Below are 19,223 nucleotides of genomic sequence, written 5' to 3' on the forward strand. Positions count from 1 at the left end.
TTTTTCGTTTCTGCCAGCCGATCAGCCCAGGTTGGCGCTGACCATGCAGTAGATCATCGGGATCGACAGCAGCGTGTTGAGGCGACTGGCGATTAGGGCGCGCGGCGCTGCGGCAGCCTTCTCTTCGGCGCTGGCCTCGACGATGCCCAGGATCTTCTTCTGGGCAGGCCAGATGATGAACCAGACGTTGAAGGCCATGACGAGGGCCATCCACATGCCCACGCCGATCAGCGCGACGGCTCCAACGCCCGCAAAGCTGAGCGCCTGGACGAGGTAGCCGCTAACCCACGCGACGACGAGGCCGGTGATGACCGTGAACAGTGCCGCGTAGCGGAAGTAGAACAGCACCTTGGGTGCGATGTGCCCGGTGACGGCACCCTTTTGCTCCGCCGGGATCGACGGCATCAATGGCACCTGCACGAAGTTCAGGTAGTAGAGCAAGCCGATCCACAGGATTCCGAAGAAGACATGGAGCCAGCGGAACACCGAATTGAGATTGACCGGTGAATATGGCGCGAAGGCCAGCATGATCAGGACTGCGAGCGCAATGCCCACGCCCAGGACGAGATTCAGGTTTCCGAAAAGTTTCGCCATTGCATCCCCCTTTATGTTCTGTCGTCGGCCCCCCGCTTTTTGGCGCTAACCATTGGCCGACAACGCACTATCGCGTTTCCGGCACGACTTGTCACATGATTTTAAAGGAGGCGGGGGCGCCCGCGCGGTCAGTCGTGCGGGGGGTTCTCGATCAGCTCTTCCTTCGCGTTCTCACCCATGCCGTGCTTGAGCACCATGGGCAGCTGCGAGAAGGTGAAGAGGAAGGAGATCACGGTGAAGCCCCAGAGCTTTGCCTGAAGCCAGGTATCGAAGGTGATGATCCCGATGTGCTTGGCATAGACCAGCGTGGTGTTGAGCACCGCCAGGAACAGGAAGAACCACGCCCAGTTGCGCGAGAGCTTCATCCAGCCCGTTTCGTCCAGGCCCTCGAACGCCGACTGCAGCAGGTACTTGAGCATCGGCTTGCCGCGCCACAGTCCGAAGAACAGGACGCCGGAGAACATCAGGTACACTGCCGTCGGCTTGATCATGATCCACAAGGGATCGTGGAAGAACACGGTCAGCGCGCCGAAACCGATGATCAGCACGGTCGTCAGCCATAGCATGGGCGAGATATGGCCCAGCCGCCACTTGGAGACGACGAGGGCGACTACGGTCGCCGCCATGAAGGCCAGCGTGCCCTTGATGACGGCCGCCACCGTGGCGATGCTGTCCTCGCTGTCGGCAGGCGAATAGTGCCGGTAGGCGAGGAAGAAGATCAGCAGCGGGCCATAGTCCACCACGAGGTTCAGCCAGGAATTGCGCGGCTTTTCCTCGGCCTTGGCGGGGGATGCTTGGGTCATCAGGCGATTCCGGCAATAACGCGGGCCACGAGGTCCGGGTTGAAGGGGCGCAGGTCGTCGATCTTTTCACCGACGCCGATGGCATGGATGGGAAGGCCGTATTGCTCTGCCGCCGCGACGAGGACGCCGCCTCGCGCGGTGCCGTCCAGCTTGGTCATGATCAGCCCGGAGACACCGGCGACTTCCTTGAAGATCTCGATCTGCGACAGCGCGTTCTGGCCGTTGGTGGCATCGAGCACAAGGACCACGTCGTGCGGCGCTTCGGGATTGAGGCGGCCGAGCACGCGACGGATCTTGGCCAGCTCGTCCATCAGCTCGCGCTTGTTCTGCAGGCGTCCGGCGGTGTCGACGATCAGCGCGTCGATGCCCTGGTCGGTCGCGGCCTTGACCGCGTCGAACACCACGGAAGCGGGATCGCCGCCCTCGGGGCCCTTGACGATGGGAACGCCCAGCCGGTCGGCCCAGACGCCGAGCTGGCCGATAGCCGCAGCACGGAAGGTGTCGCCCGCCGCCAGCATGACCGAATAGTCCTGTTCCTGGAACAGGTGCGCCAGCTTGGCGATCGTCGTCGTCTTGCCCGATCCGTTGACGCCGATCACGAGGATTACCTGCGGGCGCGGGAAGGCGACGACATCGAGCGGCTTGGCAACTGGGCGCAGGATATCCGCGATCTCGCGCGCGACGACTTCCATGATCGCGCCTTCGTCGGCATCGCGCTCGAAGCGTTCCTGGGCCAGTCGCTCGCGAATGCGGGCCGCGGCGCGGGGGCCGAGGTCCGACATGATCAGGGCGTCCTCGATATCGTCGAGCTGGCCATCGTCGAGGCGGGTCTTGCCGACGATACCGGCGAGGTTGCCGGTCAGCCGTTCGGAGGTCTTGCGAAAACCTCCGAAGAGGCGTTCGGACCAGGCGTCGTTGGGGGCGCCTTCGTCACTCATACTTCCAGTATTCCTTCGACTGCCATTCGAGGCGTGATGCGTAGCAGTGCGCCGGGCTGCGTGCCCTCGGGCAGGCGCACGGTCGCGAAGTTTTCGGCATGGCCGGTCCCGCCTTTCTCGGCAAGCACCCATAGTGCCTTGCCGACAAGGCCTCTCAGCCATGCGTCGCGCTGGCGGGCGATGCCGTCGCGCAGTTCGGCGGCGCGGGCCTTGACCAGCGGCGGGCTGACCTGCGGCATGCGTGCGGCCGGGGTGTCCGGTCGCTGCGAGTAGGGGAAGACGTGCCCGTGCACGATCTGCAGGCTTTCGACGATAGAAAGGCTGTTGGCGTGCGCGGCTTCGTCCTCGGTGGGAAATCCGGCGATGATGTCCGCGCCCACGGCCAGATCGCTGCGATGCGCCCGCAGCCCCTCGACAAGCGCGATGGCATCGTCGCGGCTGTGGCGGCGCTTCATCCGCTTGAGGATCAGGTCGTCGCCATGCTGCAGCGATAGATGCACATGCGGCATCATGCGCGGATCGTGCGCGAGCAGTTCGAACAGCGCGGGGTCCACTTCTGCCCCGTCGATCGAGGACAGACGCAGGCGGGGCAGGGTGGTGAAGCGGGCGAGGATCGCCTCGCACAGCGCGCCCAGCCGCGGAACGTCCGGCAGGTCGCTGCCCCATGAGGTGAGGTCGACGCCGGTAAGGACGATCTCGCCGACTCCGGCATCGACATGCACGGAAATGTCTTCGAGCACTTCGGCCACGCTGCGCGAACGGCTCGGGCCGCGCCCCTGCGGGATCACGCAGAAGGTGCAGGAATGATCGCAGCCGTTCTGTACCTGCACGAAGCCGCGCGTGTAGCCGCGCTTTGCGCGAAGCGGCGGTGCGGCAGGCACGTTCCAGGCGCGCGGATCGAGTTTGGCGGTATTGGCGACGAGGCCGTCCACCTCGGGCATCTGCCCCAGCATCTCGCGCTCGACTTCGGCAGCGCAGCCGGTGACGATCAGGCGCGCGTCAGGCCGGGCGCGGCGGGCACGGCGGATCGCCTGGCGGGTCTGGCGCACGGCTTCGGCCGTCACGGCGCAGGAATTGATCACGACAAGGTCGTCCGCCTTGCCGAGCAGGCCGCGCAGGGATTCGCTTTCCGCGATGTTCAGGCGGCAGCCGAGTGAATGGACTTCGACCGTCAAGCCCCGGTCCCGCCCGCAGGCATCCCGTAATCGGCCGGATCGAACGAGCCGCGGAAGCTCTCCGTCGCTGGACCGGTCATGACGATCTCGCTGTCCTCGCGCCATTCGATGACGAGTGGGCCGCCGGGAAGGGTCACGGTCACGCGGCGGTCGACGAGGCCGCGCTTCATCGCCCCGATAGCCGTCGCGCAGGCGCCGGTGCCGCAGGCGCGGGTAAGACCGGCGCCGCGTTCCCAGACGCGCAAGGTCATCGCGTCGCGCGCGGTCACCGCGGCGACATTGACGTTGATCCTTTCGGGGAACAGCGGGTCGGTCTCGATCAGCGGGCCGAGCCGGTCCATGTCGACCGCATAGGGATCGGCGACGAAGAAGATCACGTGCGGATTGCCGACGTTGACGGCGATGGGATCGGTCAGTTCGTCCCAGCCGACCGGCATGGAATGGGTGTCCATCGCATAGGCGAGCGGGATGCGGTCCCAGTCGAAGCGGGGCTTGCCCATTTCGACGGAGATACCGTTATCGCTCGGCGAGGCGTGGAGCAGGCCGCCCAGCGTCTCGATCCGGGCCGGCCGGCCGTGGAGCAGGCCGACCGCGCGGGTGGCATTGCCGCAGGCTTCCACCTCGCTGCCGTCGGCATTGAAGATGCGCATGCGGAAATCGCCCTCGGTAGAGGGTTCGAGCAGGATCAGCTGGTCGCAGCCGATGCCGGTATGGCGGTCGGCAAGTGCAGCTGCGGCGGCCGAGTCGATCGGCGGCAGGGCGCGTTCGCGCGCGTCCAGCACGATGAAGTCGTTGCCCAGCCCATGCATCTTGGTGAATTCGATCCGCATGGCGCGCGATCTATGCGTTGGCGGCCTTCAGGTCCAGTGGTGATGCGTCGGAAAAGCGCTGGTCAGGCGCGCTTTGCCGGCTTGATTGCGGGATCGGCAGGCGTGTCCTGCGTGTCCGCCTGCGCGGTGGGCAGATCCGGCGCAGCGCTGCGGCGTAGCTGCGGCAGTTCGCTTTCGAGGAACTGGCGGTTGGCGATCAGTTCGATGCCGCCCAGCCATTCGCTGACTTCGCGGGCCGGTTGCGGCCTGCCGTAGTAGTAGCCCTGGCCGGTAATGCTGCCGAATTCCATCAGCCGTTCAAGCACCGCGCCGTTCTCGATGCCTTCGGCAGTGATCGGCATGTCCAGACCCTTGCCGAGCTGGGCGATGGCATTGACGATTGCGGCGCTGTCCTTGTTGTCGACAAGGCTGGAGACGAAGCTGCGGTCGATCTTGATGCGGTCGAACGGCAGGCTGCGAAGCTGCGCGAGCGAGCTGTAGCCGGTGCCGAAATCGTCGAGGCTGACCTTGATGCCCTGATTCTTGAGGCTGGTGATCAGCGAGCGGACCTGGGCGATGTTCTGGTGCAGGCACGATTCGGTAATCTCGATTTCCAGCCGGTGCGGCGGGAATTTCGCCTCGATCAGCAGCTTGATCAGCTTCTGGGCGAACCAGGGATCGCGCAGTTGCAAGGGCGAGATGTTGACCGAGAGGGTGAGATGATCGTCCCAGGTCTTGGCGTCCTCGAGCGCCTGCGAGATCACGCTTTCCGACAGGTCGGCAATGGCACCGATCTCTTCGGCGATGGGAATGAACAGGTCCGGCGCGACGATGCCGAACTTGGGCGAATCCCACCGTGCGAGCATCTCGAAGCCGATCAGCTTGCCGGTCTGCAGGTCGATCTGCTGTTCGTAGAAGGGCACGAATTCCTGGCGCGGGATGCCCTGCCGGATCCCGTGCTCGATCTCGCTGCGAAAGCGCATCTCGTCCGCCATCTGCGCTTCGAACCAGTAGTAGCTGTTCCGGCCGCGGCGCTTGGCGTGGTACATCGCGATGTCGGCGCGCTCGAGCAGCGTGCGTGCATCGGGCAACTGGTCGTCGATGCCCAGCAGGTCGGATCGGGCGAGGCCGACCGAGGCGGTCACTTCGAGCCGCAGGGCCTCGATGGCGATCGGGCGGCTCATCCGGTCGACAAGGGATTCCGCGATCTGGTCGAGGAACTCGTCGCGACCCGTGTCGAAAGCGAGGGCGACGGCGAATTCGTCGCCGCCGATTCGGCCGATGATCGCCTGCTGGGGCAGGCTCGCCGAAATCCGGCGCGCGCATTCCTGCAGCAGGAGGTCGCCGGTCTTGTGGCCATTGTAGTCGTTGATCTGCTTGAAGTTGTCGAGGTCGATCATCATCAGAACGACCGCGCGATCGTCGACCTGGTTGTCCGCCAGCAGCTTGGCGACGCCGGTGTTGAAACTGCGGCGGTTGAGGTAGCCGGTCAGCGGATCGGTCTCGGCCAGCAGGCGGGCTTGCCGCTCGGCGCGCTTGCGCAGCTTGATCTCGTCGCAGAGCTGGCGATAGCGGCTCCAGCCGAAGATGATGATGGCGATGTTGAGCAGGAAGGCGTTGAGGATGAAGTTGTCCGGCCCGGGGCCGCGCTCGAGGATCGAGCGCACGACGGCGGGACCGACTTCGCTGCCGGTCGCGACGAACAGCAGGATCGCGGCGGTGACAATGCCGAGTGCGACGACGTCGATCTGACGGTCCTCTGCGTGATCGGCGCAGACGTCCTGAATGTCTGCCACCTTGGTTGCTGTCACCGAAAATCCCCCCGGAACTGGAATGTGCTGGGGTATTTACCGGGTTAAGCTGAAATTTCCGTAAAGCCTGCCGTTATTGTCGTGGAGGGGCCTTGTCACCGTACCCGATCAAGGCCTCTCAACCGCCCGTTATCATGCGATAAGTCCGATTTCGCGCAGACGCTCCTGCAGATAGTCGTCAGCGGTGATCGCTTGCGGATAGCGATCCGGGTTCTTCGCGCTGATGCACTGGGGAAGGGTAACGAAGCGGAAATCGCTGCGCAGGTGCAGGAAGAACGGCATCGAGAAGCGGCTGTGCGTGCTGCGATCTCCGGCAGGATTGCGGACGCGGTGCGTGGTCGAAGGCAGGACATGGTTCGTCAGCCGTTGCAGCATGTCGCCGATATTGACGACCATCGCCCCTTCGGGCGGCGCCACCGAGAGCCACTGGCCGTTCTTTCCAAGCAGTTCGAGACCGGCCTCCTGCGCTCCCAGCAACAGGGTGATGAGGTTGATGTCCTCGTGCGCCCCGGCCCTGATTGCGCCGCCGGCATCGCCGCCGACCGGGGGGTAGTGCAGCAGGCGCAGGACCGAGTTGCCGTCCTCGATGGCAGGGTCGAACCAGCGCGCATCGAGACCGAGGTCGATGGCGATCGCCGAGAGCAGTTCGGCGCCGACCCTGTCGAAAGCCGCGTAGAGCCGGGTGAAGGTCTTCTGGAAGTCCTCGATTTCCGCGGGCCAGACGTTGGGCGGCATGGTTGCTGCGAGCGGTGACCCGTCAGGCAGGTCGCGCCCGATGTGCCAGAACTCCTTGAGGTCCTTCTCCGTCGCGCCCTTGGCGACTTCGGTACGGAACGGCGTGTAGCCGCGCGCCCCGCCCTGGCCGGCCTTGAAGTAGTGCATCTTGGTTTCGACCGGCAGCGCGAAGAACTCCCGGGTCAGTTCCCAGGCGCGGTCGATCAGGTCCCGGTCGATGCCGTGATCGCGGACCATGGCGAAACCGAAGGTCCGAAAGCTCTCGCCGATGAGCGCGGGCAGGGCCTCGCGGTCGGCGTCGAGGCTGAGGACGGGGATTTCGGCAAGGTCCATGGTGGTGCATTCCGTAGTGAATCGTTATGCGGCCTACCTAATTTGTTTCTGGGCTTTAGTCGAAACGGAAAGGCGAAAGATGGCCAAGCGCTACTGGCTGATGAAGTCAGAACCCGACGCATACAGCTGGGACGACCTCGTCGATGAGGGCGAAGGCACCTGGGACGGCGTGCGCAACCACCGCGCGGCGAACAACCTGCGCACGATGGAAGTGGGCGACGAGGCGTTCTTCTACCATTCGAACATCGGCAAGGAGATCGTCGGCATCGTCACGATCAGCAAGGCGGGGATTGCCGATCCCACCGACCCGGAAGGCAAGTGGGCGGCCGTGAAGGTCAAGCCGGTGCGCAAGCTGAAGAACCCTGTCACGCTCAAGGAGATCAAGGCCGATCCCGAACTGGCCGAGATCGAACTGGTCAAGCTTTCGCGGCTTTCGGTTGCGGTCATCACGCCTGAGGAATGGGATTACCTCATCGCCAAGTCCGGTGGGTGAGCTTGCGGTGAATTGATTGGTCGCGCCTGCAGAACGGCCGGGCGCGACCACGGCAACCGGATCGCCATTCAGCCCGTTTCATCCGTGTCTCGGAAGGAAATTTATTCCTCTGAAACAAGGAGATAATGAAATGGGTGAACTGAAGGACAAAGCCAAGGGCCTTGGCAACGAAATCGCCGGAAACGCCAAGCAGGCTGCAGGCGACGCGACTGACAATCCCTCCCTCGAAGCGGAAGGCAGGGCCCAGGAGAAAAAGGGCGAACTGCAGAACCTCAAGGGGAAGGTGAAGGGCGCGCTGGGCGACAAGGTCTAGGCCGCATGCAGGTTCCGCAAGGAAACCGGTTGAAGGGCTGCCGCAAGGCGGCCCTTTTGCGTTCCCGGGTCATGGGTTGCAGCGCCGTTATACCTCCCCGCGCGAGCCGTCCCGTATTGGGAGGGGTGCGACAAGCGGCTTGCGGCAAAAGTAAACAAAGTCTTAATTTCCGCCTCATGAAAGCCATGAAGCGACGCGCCCTTGTCCTGTCCGATGAAGCTGCCCGGCATCCCTTCCGGCGTTCGCTTCCGGCCCACGTGCGGCTGGCGCCGCTGGGTCAGGAGGTGCAGCAGGACAACGCCTTGGCCAAGTTGCGCTGGAAAATGACAGGCGGGGACTGGCAGAGTTTCCTGCAGGCCTATTGCGCATCGCTGGTCGCAATGCTCGTCTTCATCGCCTGACGGGGCGGTTCCACCGGTGGTGAATGTCAGGCCGCTTCTGCGGCCTTTTCTGCGCGAAACAGCAGGTAGCCGAGCCAGGCGGAAGCGACGCAGCAGGCCGCCACGACAAGCAATTGCTGGACGATCGCAAGCCCGAGCAGGGTCAGCAGGCCGGTCAGCAAAGAGCCCATCACCATCGCGCCGGAATTGACGATATTGTTGGCGGCGACCGTGCGCGCGGTCTGCGACTTGTCCACGAAAGTGGTCAGGAAGGCATAGAGCGGCACCACGAACATGCCGCCGCATACGGCAATGCCCAGAAGCGTCAGCAACAGCGGCACCGCCAGCGGTTGCGAGAGGAAGGTGGCCACGTTCATCAGTTCGCCCGGCGCACCGTGGGGGGGCCACGCGCTGCAGACGGTTTCGAACGCGAAGAGGAACAGGCCCATGCCGATCACCGAGAGCGGAGAGAAGCGGGCCGAGACGGTGCCCTTGAGCAGGGCGTTGATCGCAATCGAGCCGATGGCAACGCCGACCGAGAACATCACCAGGAACAGGCTGGCGACTTCCTTGCTGGCGGCCAGAATGTTCTTGGCGAGCGGCGGGAACTGGATGAACAGGACCGTGCCGATTGCCCAGAAGAAGCTGATGGCGCAGATGGCCAGGAACACCCGCTTGTCCTGCATCGTCGTGCGCACAAGCTGGATCGAGGAACGCCAGATATGGAAGTCGAGCGGTTCGGGCTTGCACATCGGCGGTGCGGGCGGGACCTGCCGTCCGGCGACATAGCCGATGCAGGCGACGACGAAGACGCTGATCGCCGCGGCATCGACGCTGATCCACCCCGCAACAATGGTACCGGCCAGCACCGCTATATAGGTCCCTGCCTCGACGAGGCCGGTGCCCGCAAGCACTTCGCCATCGTGCAGGTGCTGCGGCAGGATGGCGTACTTGATCGGGCCGAAGAAGGTCGAATGGACGCCCATCGCGAATAGCGCGAGCAGCATCAGCGGGATCGCGATGGTGTGCAGGCCGATGCCCTGCCACGCGAGTGCCAGTCCGGCGCCGCCCACCAGCATGATCACGATTTCGCAGAACTTGATGATGCGGATGATCTTTGCCTTGTCGCGCATGTCGGCCAATTGGCCGGACAGTGCCGAGAGCGCGAAGAAGGGAATGATGAAGATCGCCGATGCCAGCGCGCTGAACCGGGCTTCATCGGCCTCGGAGTTGTAGACGCTGTAGACGACGTAGAGGACCATCGCGTTCTTGAACAGGTTGTCGTTGAACGCGCCGAGAAGCTGTGTGACGAACAGCGGCAGGAAACGTCGGGCCCGAATGAGTTTTGACGTCGTTGTCATCTGTTAATCTGCAACCGGCCTCTAATTCTGGTGCGCGGACACTTAAAGCGGTGGGCGAGGGGCACAACCCCTGATCGGCACTTTATTCCTCCCTGCGTTACCGGCTATGGGCATTGCCTGAATGCTCACATTGCCGAATCTCCTCACGCTGTCACGCATCCTGACCGTGCCGCTTCTGGCATTTCTCTTGTGGTGGCCGAATTGGGAGTTCGGATACGGCCTGGCCTTCGGGCTCTACTGCCTCATGGGCATAACCGATTATTTCGACGGCTATCTCGCCCGGTCGAGCGGGACGGTCTCGAAGCTGGGCATCTTCCTCGACCCGATCGCCGACAAGATCATGGTGGCTGCGGTCATCCTCGTGCTGACGGCGCAGGGCATCCTGCGCGGCCCCTATGTGGGCGACATGCACGTCATCGCAGGCCTGATCATTCTCGTGCGCGAGATCGCCGTTTCGGGCCTGCGCGAATTTCTCGGGCCGCTGCAGGTCTCGGTTCCGGTCAGCAAGCTTGCCAAGTGGAAAACGGCTTTCCAGATGATCTCGCTGGGCGCGCTGATCCTCGGCGGGGCAATGCCCTGGTGGAACGTGCCCTTCGCGGGAATCGAGATCAACCTGCCGCATACCGTCGGCCTGACGACGCTCTGGGCGGCGGCGGCGCTGACGATCATCACCGGCTGGGACTACATGCGCGTGGGCCTCAAGCACATGGACTGACGCGGTGGCCCGGTCGGGCCATCGTCGCGATACCGGCATTCCCAGAGGATCGCCTCGGGATTATCCCGCCCGCAATTCGTCCGCCAGCATCCGGAATTCGTCCGAACGCGGGGAGTTCTTGCGCCACACCAGCGCGATCTCGCGGTTGGCGTTGGGCGAGACGAGGGGGCGGGCAACGACGTTTGTGCCGTTGAGGATGCCGGCGTCGAGCGCCATTTCGGGCAGCATCGTCAGCCCGAGGCCATTGTCGACCATCTGGACGAGCGTGTGCAGGCTGGTGCCGATCATCGTCGCGCTGGCGCGCAGCTCCGGGCGGTTGCAGGCAGCCAGCGCATGGTCCTTGAGACAATGCCCGTCCTCAAGCAACAGCAAGCGGTTCTCGTCGATGACGTCGGGCGCGACTTCCTCGGGCGGATTGCGCGGGTCATCGTGCGGGAAGGCGACGTAGAAAGCGTCGAGCTCGATCGTCTCCTTCTCCACTTCCCCGGTCGTGTAGGGGAGGGCGAGCAGGACGCAGTCGGCCCGGCCGTGATGCAGCGATTCGATCGCCGCGGCGCTGGGCTCCTCGCGCAGGAACAGCTTGAGGTTGGGCCTTTCGCGGCGCAGGCGCGGCAGCATCCGGGGAAGCAGGAACGGTGCGATGGTCGGGATCACGCTCATGCGGACTTCGCCCGAGAGCGGCTTGCCGCTCGACTGGACCAGTTCGGAAAGTTCCTCGGTCTCGCGCAGGATGCGGTGCGCCTTGGCGACGACGGCATTGCCAAGCGGGGTGAAGCGTACCGCGCGCTTGGTGCGCTCGACCAGCGTCACGTCCAGCAGCGCCTCGAGATCGCGCAGACCCGCCGAAAGCGTTGACTGCGAGACGAAGCAGGCTTCTGCGGCGCGTCCGAAATGCCCGTGCTCGTGCAGGGCCACGAGGTACTGCAGCTGCTTGAGCGTGGGCTGGTAGACGGTCATCCGGTGGCCTGGCCGCCTTCTTCCTCTGCCGTAGCCATCTCGCCGGTTTCCTCGGCCGCTTCCTGCGGCCTTTCGTCATCGACGTGGGTCATCTTGAGGCGGCCGTTCTCCACCGCGAAGGCCAGCTTGCCTTCGACCAGGTCGAGAGCGTCCTTGCCGAAGACCTCGTAGCGCCAGCCCTGCAGGATCGGCAGGTTCTTGCGCACGCCGGCTGCGAGCAGTTCCAGCTCGTCGCTGCGGGTGAGCAGGCGGGCGGCAACGTCGATCTCGCGCGCGCGGATCTTCACCAGCAGCTTGAGCAGGTCGGCAACGAGCGCGCCTTCCTTGCCGAGCGGGGCACCGCGCGGTGCGCGCGGCGGCAGCTCGTCGTCGGGAAGCGGCTGGGCCTTGGCGATCGTCGCCATCAGGCGCTTGCCGATCTCGTTGTCCTTCCAGCCTTGCGACAGGCCGCGCACCTTGGCGAGGTCCGACTGCTGCTTGGGCGGGTGGTTGGCAAGGTCGGCCAGCGTCTCGTCGCGGGCGATGCGACCGCGCGGGATGTTCTTGCCCTGCGCTTCATGTTCGCGCCATTCGGCGATCGCCTTGAGGCGACCGAGCATGGCCGGATTGCGTCCAGACGCCTTGATCCGTTTCCACGCCTGGGTCGGATCGTTGCGGTAGTTCTCCGGATCGGCGAGCTTTTCCATCTCCTGGTTGAGCCAGGACCCGCGCCCGGTCTTGATCAGGCGCTTGAGGATCTTCGGGAAGATCTTGGAAAGATGGGTGACGTCGCCGATGGCATATTCGATCTGCCGCTCGGTGAGCGGACGGCGCGACCAGTCGGTGAAGCGCGCGCCCTTGTCGATCGTCAGGCCGAGCCAGGATTCGACGAGGTTGGAATAGCCGATCTGCTCCGACTGGCTGATCGCCATCATTGCGATTTGCGTGTCGAAGATCGGGTGCGGGGTGCGACTGGTCGCGTTGAAGATGATCTCGACGTCCTGCCCGCCCGCGTGGAAGACTTTCAGGACTTCCTCGTTGTCGGTCAGCAGGTCGAGCAGCGGCGACAGGTCGAGGCCCTCGGCCATCGGGTCTATCGCAGCGGCTTCCTCCGTATTGGCGATCTGCACGAGGCAGAGTTCGGGCCAATAGGTGTTCTCGCGCATGAATTCTGTGTCGACGCTGACGAAATCGGATTTTGCCAGGCGTTCGCACAGGGCTGCGAGATCTTCGGTCTGGGTTATGAGCGGATGAATGATCATTGAACAGCGGCGTTACGCCTAACAGGACGCAGGATCAACGCTCTCTCACAAGGTTTGGGGGAAGCCTCCCCCACTATTTGCGACGAAATATTCTCTGGAAGAGGCCCGGTTTTTCCAAGGCTTCGAGTTCGGCGATACTTTCGGGAGTGACGATTCGCCTGCGTAACTGCGTGCCGGTGGTGTGCGACGGCACTTCCGGAAGTTCCCAGGCTTCGGGTTCCATGCCCGGATCGGCGCCCGGATCTGCCAGTTCGCGCAGTTCCAGAAGAGCCGCCGTTTCCTCCAACGGGCGAGGGTCCTCGAAGGCTTCTTCGAAGCCGGGCGACGGCTGATGGGCCGCCGGTGCGAAGCTGCCGTAGTCGGGGGCGGGTGTCTCGGCGACCGGGCCCGGGATCGGTACCGTCTGCGGTGTGGGTGCGCACACGAAGGCGCTGGGCGCGGCCACTGCCGGGGCGGAGACGAAAGGATAGGATTCGTTGCTGCCGACCAGAACCGCCATCGGACGCGGCAGGCCTTCGCGCATGGCGGTGTCGCGGATCGCGATATGGGCCAGGACGGCGATGAAGCTGGCGCCGAGCATATAGGCGCGGCGCTCTTGCTCGCTGGCATCGCCGCCGGGGCGGCAGCGATGCTCCAGCGCAAAGACGGTACCATAGAGATCGTCGATACCGGCAATGCCGATCGTGTCGTCCACTTCGACGAATCGATCCGTCCAGCGGCTTCCGGAGCCAACGTAGCCGCCCGTCAGCGAAGCGCGGTCGCAGCGCGAGAAGGGCCAGGCGTCATCGGTGTAGTAGTGGGTCTCGACGTGCAGCGGCATCAGGCCGGAAGGTTCGGGCGACAGGCCGATGTGGTCCGGGTCGCTGAGGTCGATGCCAATGGCGGTGATCGGTGCGCCGAGCGTGTCCAGATGCGCCAGCCGTCCGGCAATGTCTTCCCATCCGGTGATCGACAGGTCAGCTGCGGTAAGCTGCGGGAATCGTTCGGGCAGGGGAAGTCCGGGGCCGCTGACCATGGCGATTCGGCTTCGCAGCCAGGTTTCCGCCTGTTCGGCCTGGCCTTCGCGCAGTAGGACCTCGATGGCGTGGCGGAATTCCTCATCGACCATTCCGTCGATCGTGATTTCGGCCAGCATGTTATTGTCTCCTGATGACCCGTAGGATCGCAGATAGAAGTGCAATCGTTTATTTCGGGTTACGGGATTAATTTCGGGTAACGCCCGACCGTGTGCAGGCCCTCAAGCGGGGCCGGAAATCGGCTCACGGCAAACGCCATCTGGAAATCGTGGCGGCAGTCCTCTAGGGGGCTGCGCTTGCAACCAGTTTTCTTGAGAAGAAGCGCGACAACGCCATGACCCATCCCTATCGCTCCCACACTTGCGGCGCCCTGACTGCGGCCGATGTCGGCCAGACCGTCCGCCTGTCCGGCTGGGTGCATCGCAAGCGCGACCACGGCGGCGTTCTCTTCGTGGACCTGCGCGACCACTACGGCATCACCCAGGTGGTGACCGACGCGGACAGCCCCGCGCTCGAAATTCTCGATTCGCTGCGCCTCGAAAGTGTCGTGACCATCGAGGGCAACGTGAAGGCGCGCACCGAGGCGACCGTGAACCCGAACCTGCCGACCGGCGCGATCGAGGTCTATGCGCGCGCTGCCACGGTGCTGTCGAGGGCCGAGGAGCTGCCGATGCCGGTTGCCGGTGAGCAGGAGTATCCGGAGGACATCCGCCTCAAGTACCGCTTCCTCGACCTGCGCCGCGAGACGCTTCACGCCAACATCGTGACGCGCACCAGGATCATCTCGGACATGCGCCGCCGCATGGAAGGCATCGGCTTCACCGAGTACTCGACGCCGATCCTGACCGCGTCTTCGCCCGAGGGTGCACGCGACTTCCTCGTGCCCAGCCGCATCCATTCGGGCAAGTTCTACGCGCTGCCACAGGCCCCGCAGCAGTACAAGCAGCTGCTGATGGTCGCCGGTTTCGACCGCTACTTCCAGATCGCGCCGTGCTTCCGCGACGAAGACCCGCGCGCCGACCGTCTGCCGGGCGAATTCTACCAGCTCGACCTCGAGATGAGCTTCGTTACCCAGGAGGAAATCTGGGAAACGATGGAGCCGGTGATCCAGGGCGTCTTCGCCGAGTTCGCCAAGGGCAAACCGGTCACCCCCTCGGGCGAATTCCGCCGCATTCCCTATGCCCAGTCGATGCTGGACTACGGTTCGGACAAGCCGGACCTGCGCAACCCGATCATCATCAAGGACGTGACCGATCACTTCCGGGGCTCGGGCTTCGGCATCTTCGCCGGCATCGTCGAGAACGGCGGCAAGATCCGCGCGATCCCGGCGCCGGGCGCCGGTGCGGGCAGCCGCAAGTTCTTCGACGAGATGAACAACTGGGCGCGCGGCGAGGGCTTCTCTGGCCTTGGCTACATCAACATCAAGGACGGCGTCCCCGGCGGCCCGATCGCCAAGAACCATGGCGAGGAGAAGACCGCGGCGCTGATCGAGGCACTGGGCCTTGGCCCCAACGACGGCGTGTTCTTCGCTGCGGGCAAGGAAGAGCAGGCGGCCAAGCTCGCCGGTCTCGCCCGTACCCGCGTCGCCGAGCAGCTTGACCTGATCGACAAGGACCGTTTCGAGCTGTGCTGGATCGTCGACTTTCCGTTCTTCGAATGGGACGAAGACAACAAGAAGGTCGACTTTGCGCACAACCCGTTCTCGATGCCGCAGGGCGGCATGGACGCGCTCACCTCGCAGGACCCGCTCACGATCAAGGCGTTCCAGTACGACCTCGTGTGCAACGGCTACGAGATCGCTTCCGGCTCGATCCGTAACCAGAGCCCCGAGTTGATGGTCGCGGCCTTCGAGAAGGTCGGCCTGTCGAAGCAGGACGTCGAAGATCGTTTCGGCGGTCTCTACCGCGCCTTCCAGTACGGCGCCCCGCCGCACGGCGGCATGGCCGCGGGCGTCGACCGCATCGTCATGCTCCTGTGCGGTGCGCAGAACTTGCGCGAAATCACGCTGTTCCCGATGAACCAGCGCGCCGAAGACCTGCTGATGGGCGCGCCGTCGCCGGCCGAACTCAAGCAGCTTCGCGAACTGCACTTGCGCGTGGTCGATCCGGTTAAGCCCGCTGCCTCCACGCCGGGCCACGTTGTCGCTCCCGACGCGGGCTGATAGACTGGCTCCAGCCTGAAATGGGTAGGCCGGCTCCGGTTGAGTCGGCCCGCGCATCCGCCCGGGCAGAAGGTCCGGGCCGTGCGCGACCAGGCAGCCGGTCGGCGAGCCCCATGGCCTTGCAACCGGAACGGTGGTCGTTCCGGCACAGCCCGGAGCTTGCACGATGAAGCAGCAGATTGCACTTATCACGCTGGGCGTCGCCGACATGGGGCGGTCCAAGGGTTTTTATCGCGAAGGGTTCGGCTGGCAGCCGGCCTTCGAGATGGACGACGTGGCCTTCTTCCAGATGAACGGCTTCGTGTTCGGCATCTGGGGGCGCGACGATCTGGCTCAGGACATGCAGCGCGAGGCGGGCGGTTCCGGCAGCTTTGCACTGGCGCACAACGTGGAAAGCGCCGAGGCGGTCGATGCCACGATCGCCCGGCTGGTTGCTGCCGGTGCCTCGCTGTTGCGGGCCGCGGACAGTCCAACCCACGGCGGTTACCGCGGCTACGTTGCCGATCCCGATGGCCATGCCTGGGAAATTGCCTGGAATCCCGCCTGGACAGTGGATAACAGGGGGTATGTCACCGTGCCGACATCCTCCTAAGTTCAGCGGGAGGCTTGCCAGCTCGACTCGTTCTCATTAGGGCGACTTTCGAGATTTTATCCTCCGGATTGAGAAGGGGTCTATTCAAATGAGCGATACCGCCGATCGGGTTAAGAAGATCGTCGTTGAGCACCTCGGCGTCGAAGCCGACAAGGTGACCGAAGAAGCAAGCTTCATCGACGATCTGGGCGCAGACAGCCTCGACATTGTCGAGCTGGTCATGGCCTTCGAAGAAGAATTCGGCGTCGAGATCCCGGACGATGCTGCTGAGAAGATCAGCACCGTTTCCGATGCGATCAAGTACATCGAAGAGAACAAGGGCTGAGCCAGTCCTTCGGTTTCGCCGCTTCCCTGGCGTGTGTCAGGGGGCGGGATACCGGAACCCGGATTGATATCGACAGGCTCGACCTCTAAGGGGCGGGCCTGTTGCCGTTTCGGCCAACTGAATTACCCTGGCCAGATGCATTACCGGCCAACTGCATTTTTGGAGAGCATGAATGCGTCGCGTCGTCGTTACCGGACTTGGTCTTGTCACCCCGCTGGGTGCCGATGTTGAGACCACCTGGGCCAATATCCTCGCCGGCAAGAGCGGCGCGGGGCCGATCACCAAGTTCGATGCCTCGGACCAGAAATGCCGTATCGCCTGCGAAGTGAAGCCGGCCGATCACGACTATGGCTTCGACGCCAACAAGCGCGTCGACCACAAGGTCCAGCGTCAGGTGGATCCGTTCATCGTCTTCGGTATCGATGCTGCGGGCCAGGCGATCGAAGACGCCGGTCTCACTGATATGGACGAGGAAACCCGCCTCATGGCCGGCTGCTCGATCGGTTCGGGTATCGGCGGTCTGCCGGGCATCGAAAGCGAATCGCTCGTGCTGGCCGAGAAGGGCCCGAGCCGTGTCTCGCCGCACTTCGTCCACGGACGCCTGATCAACCTGATCTCGGGCCAGGTCTCGATCAAGTACGGCCTGATGGGTCCGAACCACGCGGTCGTTACCGCCTGTTCGACCGGCGCCCACTCGATCGGCGATGCTGCGCGCATGATCAAGGATGGCGATGCCAACATCATGCTGGCAGGCGGCGCCGAAAGCACCATCTGCCCGATCGGCATTGCCGGCTTCGCGCAGGCCCGTGCGCTGTCGACCAATTTCAATGACGATCCGACCAAGGCCAGCCGCCCCTACGACCAGGCCCGCGACGGCTTCGTCATGGGTGAGGGCGCCGGTGTCGTCGTGCTCGAGGAGTACGAGCACGCGAAGGCTCGTGGCGCCAAGATCTATTGCGAAGTGATCGGCTACGGTCTGTCGGGCGACGCCTACCACGTCACTGCGCCGCACCCCGAAGGCTCGGGCGCGTACCGCTCGATGGCGATGGCGCTGCGCAAGGCCGGTGTCGAGCCCAAGGACATCGACTACATCAACGCCCACGGCACTTCGACGCCACTTGGCGACGAGCTCGAGCTGGGCGCGGTGCGCCGCCTCTTTGGCGACGCCATCGCGGATGTTTCGATGAGCTCGACCAAGTCGGCGATCGGCCACTTGCTCGGCGGCGCGGGCGCGGTCGAATCGATCTTCTGCATCCTCGCGCTGCGCGACCAGATCGTGCCGCCCACGCTCAACCTCGATAACCCGAGCGAGAGCTGCCAGGGCGTCGATCTCGTGCCGCACACCGCGAAGAAGCGCGAAGTGCGCGCCGTGCTCAACAACAGCTTCGGGTTCGGCGGCACCAACGCCAGCCTGGTGATGCGCAAGATCGACTGAGGCGATAGCCGATGGAGCGGACGGGCCGATGATGTCCCGGCGCGGATGGGTTCTGGCCGCGGTGATTGCCGCGGCCGTCCTCCTGGCCCTCTGGAGCTTTCTGGGCGGCTGGTTCGGTTCCGGCCCGCTCGAGAAGGATCGCAACTTCATCGTGCCGGCGGGCGCCAGCCTCACGGCCGTTGCCGAGCGGCTGGAAGAGCAGGGCGTCATCCGCTCTGCCTCTGGCTTTGCGCTGCGCGCGCGCATCTTCGGTGGCGGCGGTGCGATCAAGGCGGGCGAGTTCGCCATTCCCGCCCACGCAAGCCCCTCGCGGGTGCTGGACATCATCACCAGCGATGACGTGATCCGCCGCTACGTGACCATTCCCGAGGGCATGCCCTCGATCATGGTGCAGGAGCGTTTGATGGCGACGCCGGAACTGACCGGCGAAGTCTCGGTGCCCGAAGAAGGCTCGGTCTTGCCCGACAGCTATGCCTACCAGTCGGGTGACAGCCGCGAGGACGTGCTGCGCCGGATGCAGGCGGCGATGGCCCGTACGATGGACGAACTGTGGGCGCAGCGTGGCAAGGACCTCGTCGTGAAGACGCCCGAGGAAGCCCTGATCCTCGCTTCGATCGTCGAGAAGGAAACCGGCAAGGCTTCCGAGCGGCGCATGGTGGCCGGGCTCTATTCGAACCGCCTCAAGGAAGGCATGCTGTTGCAGGCGGACCCGACGATCATCTACCCGATCACCAGGGGCAAGCCGCTGGGCCGCCGCATCCTCCAATCCGAGATCCAGGCGGTCAACGACTACAATACATACACGATGGTCGGCCTGCCCAGGCATCCGATAACCAATCCCGGCCGCGCCTCGATCGAGGCGGTCCTGCACCCTGCCCGGACCGATGCCCTCTACATGGTCGCGGACGGCACCGGCGGCCATGCCTTTGCCGGGACGCTCGCCGAGCATAACGACAACGTGAAGAAGTGGTTTGCGATCCGTCGTCAACGCGGTGAACTCTGAAGCCTGATGCGCTAGGCTGCCGGGCACGCCACT

Annotated in this window: 20 protein-coding genes; 9 read left to right on the plus strand and 11 right to left on the minus strand. The window is 64.3% G+C overall.

Translation table 11 applies throughout. The features are described 5' to 3' along the window. Window positions 1–21: 21 nt before the first annotated feature. The 7 genes from SPHV1_RS15675 to SPHV1_RS15705 form a co-directional block, all read right to left on the minus strand. The gene (locus SPHV1_RS15675; RefSeq protein ID WP_054946974.1) at window positions 22–594 is read right to left on the minus strand and encodes a urate hydroxylase PuuD; all 573 of its coding nucleotides are present in this window, start codon (window positions 592–594) and stop codon (window positions 22–24) included. A 128-nt stretch (window positions 595–722) separates the two neighbouring features. After that, window positions 723–1,397 carry an inner membrane-spanning protein YciB gene (locus SPHV1_RS15680; protein WP_054946975.1) on the minus strand — a complete coding sequence of 225 codons (675 nt, stop codon included), beginning with the start codon at window positions 1,395–1,397 and terminating at the stop codon, window positions 723–725. Continuing rightward, window positions 1,397–2,335 carry a signal recognition particle-docking protein FtsY gene (ftsY, locus tag SPHV1_RS15685; RefSeq protein WP_054946976.1) on the minus strand — a complete coding sequence of 313 codons (939 nt, stop codon included), beginning with the start codon at window positions 2,333–2,335 and terminating at the stop codon, window positions 1,397–1,399. Before ftsY ends, SPHV1_RS15680 begins: the two co-directional genes overlap by 1 nt. Next, window positions 2,332–3,510: a MiaB/RimO family radical SAM methylthiotransferase gene (locus SPHV1_RS15690; RefSeq protein ID WP_054946977.1), complete on the minus strand. Its 1,179-nt coding sequence runs from the start codon at window positions 3,508–3,510 to the stop codon at window positions 2,332–2,334. The genes ftsY and SPHV1_RS15690 overlap by 4 nt, the downstream gene beginning before the upstream one ends. Then, a complete protein-coding gene (dapF, locus tag SPHV1_RS15695) occupies window positions 3,507–4,340 on the minus strand; it encodes a diaminopimelate epimerase (RefSeq protein WP_054946978.1) in 834 nt (277 codons plus the stop codon). The genes SPHV1_RS15690 and dapF overlap by 4 nt, the downstream gene beginning before the upstream one ends. A gap of 62 nt (window positions 4,341–4,402) precedes the next feature. Then, a complete protein-coding gene (locus SPHV1_RS15700) occupies window positions 4,403–6,115 on the minus strand; it encodes an EAL domain-containing protein (protein ID WP_054947020.1) in 1,713 nt (570 codons plus the stop codon). Window positions 6,116–6,262: 147 nt separating this feature from the next. Then, complete coding sequence (locus SPHV1_RS15705) at window positions 6,263–7,198, minus strand: isopenicillin N synthase family oxygenase (RefSeq protein ID WP_054946979.1); 936 nt, start codon at window positions 7,196–7,198, stop codon at window positions 6,263–6,265. Window positions 7,199–7,277: 79 nt separating this feature from the next. On the opposite strand from SPHV1_RS15705, the gene SPHV1_RS15710 reads away from it, so the two are divergent. The 3 genes from SPHV1_RS15710 to SPHV1_RS15720 all read left to right on the plus strand — a co-directional run bounded on the left by SPHV1_RS15710 (window position 7,278) and on the right by SPHV1_RS15720 (window position 8,405). After that, window positions 7,278–7,691, plus strand: a complete 414-nt coding sequence (locus SPHV1_RS15710) for an EVE domain-containing protein (RefSeq protein WP_054947021.1) — start codon at window positions 7,278–7,280, stop codon at window positions 7,689–7,691. A gap of 130 nt (window positions 7,692–7,821) precedes the next feature. Beyond that, complete coding sequence (locus SPHV1_RS15715; RefSeq protein WP_054946980.1) at window positions 7,822–8,004, plus strand: CsbD family protein; 183 nt, start codon at window positions 7,822–7,824, stop codon at window positions 8,002–8,004. 185 nt (window positions 8,005–8,189) lie between these two features. Further along, a complete protein-coding gene (locus SPHV1_RS15720; protein WP_231634703.1) occupies window positions 8,190–8,405 on the plus strand; it encodes a hypothetical protein in 216 nt (71 codons plus the stop codon). Window positions 8,406–8,431: 26 nt separating this feature from the next. Here SPHV1_RS15720 and SPHV1_RS15725 read toward each other — a convergent pair whose 3' ends face one another. After that, window positions 8,432–9,745: an MFS transporter gene (locus tag SPHV1_RS15725; RefSeq protein WP_054946982.1), complete on the minus strand. Its 1,314-nt coding sequence runs from the start codon at window positions 9,743–9,745 to the stop codon at window positions 8,432–8,434. Window positions 9,746–9,866: 121 nt separating this feature from the next. On the opposite strand from SPHV1_RS15725, the gene pgsA reads away from it, so the two are divergent. After that, window positions 9,867–10,460, plus strand: a complete 594-nt coding sequence (gene pgsA, locus SPHV1_RS15730) for a CDP-diacylglycerol--glycerol-3-phosphate 3-phosphatidyltransferase (RefSeq protein ID WP_054946983.1) — start codon at window positions 9,867–9,869, stop codon at window positions 10,458–10,460. Window positions 10,461–10,520: 60 nt separating this feature from the next. On the opposite strand, the gene SPHV1_RS15735 is transcribed toward pgsA, so the two are convergent. The 3 genes from SPHV1_RS15735 to SPHV1_RS15745 form a co-directional block, all read right to left on the minus strand. Next, on the minus strand, window positions 10,521–11,417 hold the full coding sequence (locus SPHV1_RS15735; protein WP_054946984.1) for a hydrogen peroxide-inducible genes activator: 897 nt from the start codon (window positions 11,415–11,417) through the stop codon (window positions 10,521–10,523). Beyond that, window positions 11,414–12,658, minus strand: coding sequence for a ribonuclease D (rnd, locus tag SPHV1_RS15740; protein WP_054946985.1), 1,245 nt, complete (start codon window positions 12,656–12,658; stop codon window positions 11,414–11,416). Before rnd ends, SPHV1_RS15735 begins: the two co-directional genes overlap by 4 nt. Window positions 12,659–12,731: 73 nt before the next feature. After that, on the minus strand, window positions 12,732–13,793 hold the full coding sequence (locus SPHV1_RS15745; RefSeq protein ID WP_054946986.1) for a hypothetical protein: 1,062 nt from the start codon (window positions 13,791–13,793) through the stop codon (window positions 12,732–12,734). A 215-nt stretch (window positions 13,794–14,008) separates the two neighbouring features. Here SPHV1_RS15745 and aspS point away from each other — a divergent pair, with 215 nt between their 5' ends. From aspS to mltG, 5 genes are all read left to right on the plus strand, one after another. Then, a complete protein-coding gene (aspS, locus tag SPHV1_RS15750; RefSeq protein WP_054946987.1) occupies window positions 14,009–15,835 on the plus strand; it encodes an aspartate--tRNA ligase in 1,827 nt (608 codons plus the stop codon). Between the two features lie 166 nt (window positions 15,836–16,001). Beyond that, complete coding sequence (locus SPHV1_RS15755) at window positions 16,002–16,427, plus strand: VOC family protein (protein WP_054946988.1); 426 nt, start codon at window positions 16,002–16,004, stop codon at window positions 16,425–16,427. An 88-nt stretch (window positions 16,428–16,515) separates the two neighbouring features. After that, window positions 16,516–16,752, plus strand: a complete 237-nt coding sequence (locus SPHV1_RS15760) for an acyl carrier protein (RefSeq protein WP_007013838.1) — start codon at window positions 16,516–16,518, stop codon at window positions 16,750–16,752. A gap of 172 nt (window positions 16,753–16,924) precedes the next feature. Continuing rightward, window positions 16,925–18,187, plus strand: a complete 1,263-nt coding sequence (gene fabF, locus SPHV1_RS15765) for a beta-ketoacyl-ACP synthase II (protein ID WP_054946989.1) — start codon at window positions 16,925–16,927, stop codon at window positions 18,185–18,187. A 28-nt stretch (window positions 18,188–18,215) separates the two neighbouring features. Beyond that, window positions 18,216–19,190, plus strand: coding sequence for an endolytic transglycosylase MltG (gene mltG, locus SPHV1_RS15770; protein ID WP_054946990.1), 975 nt, complete (start codon window positions 18,216–18,218; stop codon window positions 19,188–19,190). Window positions 19,191–19,223 lie beyond the last annotated feature (33 nt).

This window comes from Novosphingobium sp. KN65.2, assembly GCF_001368935.1.
Lineage (GTDB): Bacteria > Pseudomonadota > Alphaproteobacteria > Sphingomonadales > Sphingomonadaceae > Novosphingobium > Novosphingobium mathurense.